Annotated in this window: 7 protein-coding genes; 2 read left to right on the top strand and 5 right to left on the bottom strand. The window is 74.2% G+C overall.

Annotated elements, in window-relative coordinates; all coding sequences use genetic code 11:
• From HUX53_RS26610 to HUX53_RS26590, 5 genes are all read right to left on the bottom strand, one after another.
• Positions 1 to 335: methyltransferase domain-containing protein (locus HUX53_RS26610; RefSeq protein WP_176405961.1), on the bottom strand; the 335-nt coding region annotated here is incomplete at its 3' end.
• Between the two features lie 106 nt (positions 336 to 441).
• Positions 442 to 1,086: an MBL fold metallo-hydrolase gene (locus HUX53_RS26605; RefSeq protein WP_176405960.1), complete on the bottom strand. Its 645-nt coding sequence runs from the start codon at positions 1,084 to 1,086 to the stop codon at positions 442 to 444.
• Positions 1,086 to 2,171, bottom strand: a complete 1,086-nt coding sequence (locus HUX53_RS26600; protein WP_176405959.1) for an S-(hydroxymethyl)mycothiol dehydrogenase — start codon at positions 2,169 to 2,171, stop codon at positions 1,086 to 1,088. The genes HUX53_RS26605 and HUX53_RS26600 overlap by 1 nt, the downstream gene beginning before the upstream one ends.
• Positions 2,172 to 2,268: 97 nt before the next feature.
• Positions 2,269 to 2,814, bottom strand: a complete 546-nt coding sequence (locus HUX53_RS26595) for an ATP-binding protein (RefSeq protein WP_309237441.1) — start codon at positions 2,812 to 2,814, stop codon at positions 2,269 to 2,271.
• A gap of 112 nt (positions 2,815 to 2,926) precedes the next feature.
• Positions 2,927 to 3,592 carry an MBL fold metallo-hydrolase gene (locus HUX53_RS26590; protein WP_176405958.1) on the bottom strand — a complete coding sequence of 222 codons (666 nt, stop codon included), beginning with the start codon at positions 3,590 to 3,592 and terminating at the stop codon, positions 2,927 to 2,929.
• 185 nt (positions 3,593 to 3,777) lie between these two features.
• Between HUX53_RS26590 and HUX53_RS26585 the strand changes: the two genes are divergently transcribed.
• Both HUX53_RS26585 and HUX53_RS26580 read left to right on the top strand, forming a co-directional pair.
• Positions 3,778 to 4,269, top strand: a complete 492-nt coding sequence (locus HUX53_RS26585; protein WP_176405957.1) for a hypothetical protein — start codon at positions 3,778 to 3,780, stop codon at positions 4,267 to 4,269.
• Positions 4,266 to 5,089 (top strand): Crp/Fnr family transcriptional regulator (locus HUX53_RS26580; protein WP_176405956.1); only part of this gene is annotated, 824 nt, incomplete at its 3' end. The genes HUX53_RS26585 and HUX53_RS26580, both read left to right, overlap by 4 nt.

Below are 5,089 nucleotides of genomic sequence, written 5' to 3'. Positions count from 1 at the left end.
ACCGCGACGTCGAACGACGCGTCGTCCAGGTCGAGGTCCTCGGCGACGCCCGGACGCACCGTGACCGGGACGGGCGCGGCGCCGGCGGCGTGGTCGGCCCTGGCGCGCAGCCGCGGCTCGGGCTCGCGGGCGACGACCTCGGTGACCTCCGGCGGGTAGTGCGGGCAGTTGGCCCCGTATCCGGCCCCCACCCCCAGCCCGCGCCCGGCCGTCCCCGCGACCGCCGGTGCGGGCGCGGCGGCGGTGGGCGGCGCGACGTCAGCGCCGCGCGCGCTCTGGCCGCACCCCGCCACGGTCCCGCACAGCAGGAGCGCCAGCGGTGCCCCGCGCCGCATCGCCCCCCCTGGCTCGCCGTGGACCTCGGGGACGGTCGTCCGCCATCGCGGACTCTATCGCGGAGGCGGCGACCCCGCCCGGGATCGCCGCCTCCGCGCGGAAGGGTCAGTGACCGCGGGCGATCCACTCGTCCAGGTGCGGGGCCTCGGCGCCGATCGTGGTGGAGTCGCCGTGCCCGGTGCGGACGGTCGTCTCCGCCGGCAGCGTCAGCAGCCGCTCCCGGATCGACGTGATGATCGTCGGGAAGTCGGAGAACGACCGGCCCGTGGCGCCCGGCCCGCCGTTGAACAGCGTGTCGCCGGAGAAGACCGTCCCCAGTGCGGGCGCGTGCAGGCAGACGGCGCCGGGGCTGTGGCCCGGCGTGTGCAGGACGGTCAGCTCGGTCCCCGCCACCGTGATGACCTGCCCGTCGGCGAGATCACCGTCGGGGCTGATCTCCGGGTGCTTCTGCTTCCACAGCATCATGTCGTCCGGGTGCAGCAGGATCGGCGCGCCCGTCCGGGCCTTCAGGGCGGGCGCCGCGTCGATGTGGTCGTCGTGCCCGTGCGTGGACACGATCGCCACGAGCCGCCGGTCGCCGACCGCCGCCGCGATCGCGTCGGCGTCGTGCGCGGCGTCGATGACGATCGCCTCGCTGTCGTCGCCGACGATCCAGACGTTGTTGTCGACGTCCCAGGTGCCGCCGTCCAGCGAGAACGTCCCCGACGTGACGATGTGGTCGATGCGTGCGCGTGGTGAAGACAGGGGCATCAGAGAATCACCACCGAGCGCAGGACGTCGCCGTGGTGCATCTTCTCGAACGCCGCCTCCACGTCGTCCAGCCCGATGGTCTCGGACACGAACGCGTCCAGGTCCAGGCGGCCCTGCAGGTAGAGGTCGATGAGCATCGGGAAGTCGCGGGAGGGCAGGCAGTCGCCGTACCAGGACGACTTCAGCGACCCGCCGCGCCCGAACACGTCCAGCAGCGGCAGTTCCAGCTTCATCTCCGGCGTCGGCACCCCGACGAGTACCACGGTCCCGGCGAGGTCCCGCGCGTAGAACGCCTGCTCGTAGGTCTCCGGGCGGCCGACCGCGTCCACGACCACGTCGGCGCCGAACCCGCCGGTCAGCTCCCGGACGGTCTCGACGACGTCCTTCTCCTTGCCGTTCACCGTGTGCGTGGCGCCGAGCGCGGACGCGGTGGTCAGCTTCCGCTCGTCCAGGTCCACCGCGATGATCGTCGCGGCGCCGGCCAGCCGGGCGCCGAGCACGGCCGCCGCGCCGACGCCGCCGCAGCCGATGACCGCGACCGAGTCGCCCCGCCCGACCTGCCCGGTGTTGATCGCCGCGCCGAGGCCCGCCATCACCCCGCACCCGAGCAGCCCCGCCACCTCGGGCTTGGCCGCCGGGTCGACCTTCGTGCACTGCCCGGCCGCCACCAGCGTCTTGTCGGCGAACGCCCCGATCCCCAGGGCGGGCGACAGTTCGGTGCCGTCCTCCAGCGTCATCTTCTGCGCGGCGTTGTGCGTGTTGAAGCAGTACCACGGACGTCCCCGCGTGCACGCCCGGCACTGCCCGCACACCGCCCGCCAGTTCAGGACGACGAAGTCGCCCGGCGCCACCTCGGTGACGCCCTCGCCGACCGACTCGACCACCCCGGCGGCCTCGTGGCCGAGCAGGAACGGGAACTCGTCGTTGATTCCGCCCTCGCGGTAGTGCAGGTCGGTGTGGCAGACACCGCACGCCTGCACCTGGACGACCGCCTCGCCCGGCCCGGGGTCCGGAACGTTGATCGTCTCGATCCGCACCGGCTGCCCCTTGCCCGGTGCGACCACCCCGCGAACCTGCTGCGCCATGCCGCCGCCTCTCGTCGTCTCGATCTTCCCCCGACCCTATATATCTCCCCGCTGACCTGCCCGCACCCTTCCGCCCCCCGGAAGCCGGCCGGGCCGGTCAGGTGAAGCGGATGGCCTGGAGCTTGCCGGCGCCACCGTCCTGGCCCGCACCGCCGCGGGCCCGGTCGATGAGGGGGCGCCAGCGGCGGCAGTGCCGGTTGAACGTGGCGGACGTGACGACGCGGCCGCGGCTGAACTGGCCGGCGCGGGCCGTCTCGGGGGCGACGTCGATGAGGATCAGGTGCAGCCGGCCGCCGCGGCGGCGCGCCAGCCAGGCGAACAGGCGCAGGATGTGCGGCCAGGTCCCGCGGGTGTGCGCGACGACGCCGTGCCCGGCGAGGATCGCGCGTCCGATGCGCCACACGTGGGTGGCGTGCACGATCGGGGTCCGCAGCCGGACGGGCAGGGGGCGCAGGAACCGCGCCCACCAGTTGCGGGACTGCCGGGAGTCGATCACCAGGACCTCGCCGGCGTGCACCGGCGCCGTCTCCTCGCCGTTCAGCCCGTAGAGGCGGTTGAGCAGGGTGCTCTTGCCCGCCCCCGGAAGCCCGGCGACGAGCACCAGCGAGCCCGCCGGGTAGCGCAGCGCGGGTCCCGGATCCACCTCGTCGCGTTCGTGGATGGTCGTCTCCTGGGTTTCGGCCCGACGGTGTTGGCGCGGTGGTGATGGGGCCAACGAACACCCCCCACCACTTGTTCCGGGCCGGGCCGCGGAGTTACCAGCCCCGTTCGCGCCACTCCGGGAGGGACGGGCGCTCGCGGCCGAGCGTCGAGTCCTTGCCGTGCCCGGGATAGAACCAGGTGGCGTCGGGGAGGCGGTCGAAGACGCGTTCCTCCACGTCCGCGAGCAGCTGCTTGAAGCGGGCCGCGTCGCCCCAGGTGTTGCCGACGCCGCCGGGGAAGAGGCTGTCGCCGGTGAACAGGTGCGGGCGGTCGGCCAGCTCGCCGCCGGCGTCGTACAGCAGCGCGATCGAGCCGGGCGTGTGGCCGCGCAGGTGGATGACGTCCAGGGACACCGCGCCGAAGGAAACGGTGGCGCCGTGCTCCACCTGCTCGGCGACCGGCTCGGGCAGCGCCTCGGCGTCGCGGGTGTGCGCGATGACCGGGGCGCCGGTGGCGCGCACCACCTCGCTCAGCGCCATCCAGTGGTCCTGGTGGCGGTGCGTGGTGACGACCCGCGTGAGGGGGCCGTCGCCGATCAGCTCCAGCAGCCGGGACGCCTCGTTCGCCGCGTCGATGAGCAGCCGCTCGCCCGTCGCCGTGCAGCGCAGGATGTAGGCGTTGTTGTCGTACGGGCCGACGCTCACCTTCGTGACCGCCAGGCCGGGCAGCTCCCGGACGTCGGGACGTCCGCCGGTCTCGACGTTCCCGGTGTAGGTCATTGGGTCCTCCCCGTCGGTAGTGCGAAGACCATCTTCCATCATCCCGCCGCCCGGCGCTGCCGGGCCGCCGCCGGAGATGAGTCACCAGACTCAGTCAAAGCGTGCGCTTACGGACGGAAATCCCTGCCTTGCCAGTGCAGCATGAGAAATGGAAGATCAGGTTCGACGCGTGAGGACGGTGAAGCTTGGTAACCGCATTCCGTCCCGGACCGGACAGGGAGCAGCCGGAGGACCTCCTCGGGCACGCCTGCACGCTGGTCCGGCTCTGCGGCCGGGACTCCGCCATCGCCGCGGTGTTCCTCGCCCTCGTGCTGGCCGGGACCGTCTCCCGGCTCGCGGCCGGCCTGCCCGGCCTCCCCGCGCTGGCGCTGCTGCCGGTGCTGGCCGGGTCGTTCGCGATCTCGGCCGGCTACGCCGTCCGCTGCCGCCGCACGCTGGTGTCGGTGCTCGGCGAGGTGCGCGGCCGCACGGGCGCGCCCCTCGACCCGGGCGTGCCGTGGACGCCGTTCGCGTCCGCGGTGGCGCTGGACGACCGGGTCCGCGACGCGGAGCTGCGCCGGCTGCTGTCGGCGGCGCACCGCTGCGGCGAGCTGTCCTGGCAGGCCGTCGCGTGGGCGGTGGCGACCTCCGTGCTGTTCCTCTTCTGGACGCTGGCGGCGGCGATGGCGGGAGGATGACCGGATTGATCGACCCCGTACGGACCGAGCACGGGCCCGAGGTGCGGCCGGGCAGCTTCTGGGCCCGGCTCGACCCCACCGACCGGCAGGCCCTGCGCGCCATGGGCCGGCGCGCCGACATCCCGCCCGGCGGGATGCTGTGCCACCAGGGGTCGGTCGCGCCCGCCGTCTACGTGGTGTTCAAGGCGGGGCCGCGGGCCGCCAGCAACGCGGTCGCGAAGGAGTTCGTCGACTCCAGCGACGGCGACGAGTCGATCATCGACCTGTTCGGGGCCGGGGACCTGGTCGGGTTCCTCGGCCCGTGGGGGCATCCGCAGCGCGGCACCGTCGCCGCGCTCGACCACGTCGCGGCGCTGCGCGTGGACCGTGCCACGTTCCGCAGCCTGCTGGCCGCCAGCCCGCGGGTCGCCGAGGCGATGATGCACGCGATCTCCGAGAGCACCACGTTCGGCGGCCGCCGGCACGCGGTGCGGGCGGCCGACCATCCGCAGCGGCTCGCCTACCACCTGCTGGAGCTGGCGCACCGGTTCGGCGAGCCCGGCGCCGGGGACGAGACGCGCATCCCGCTCAAGCTCAGCCAGGCCGAGCTGGCGAACTGGGCGGGCATCTCCCGCGAGACGCTGGTGCGGTGGTTCCGGTCGTGGCGGGCCAAGGGCATCCTGCACCAGCGGCCCCGCCCGCTGACCGTGCTGGACACCGAGCGGCTGCGCCGCGCCGCGAGCCCGTGGGGGGACGAGTGGCCGGCCGCCGGCGCCGAGCCCGGACCCGCGGCCGGGCCCGCCCGCGACACCGCGATCGCGGCCGTCTCCTATACACATCT

This window comes from Actinomadura sp. BRA 177, from assembly GCF_013372625.1.
In the GTDB taxonomy this organism is placed as follows: Bacteria; Actinomycetota; Actinomycetes; order Streptosporangiales; family Streptosporangiaceae; genus Spirillospora.
This window is presented reverse-complemented; position numbering and strand designations above follow the sequence as displayed.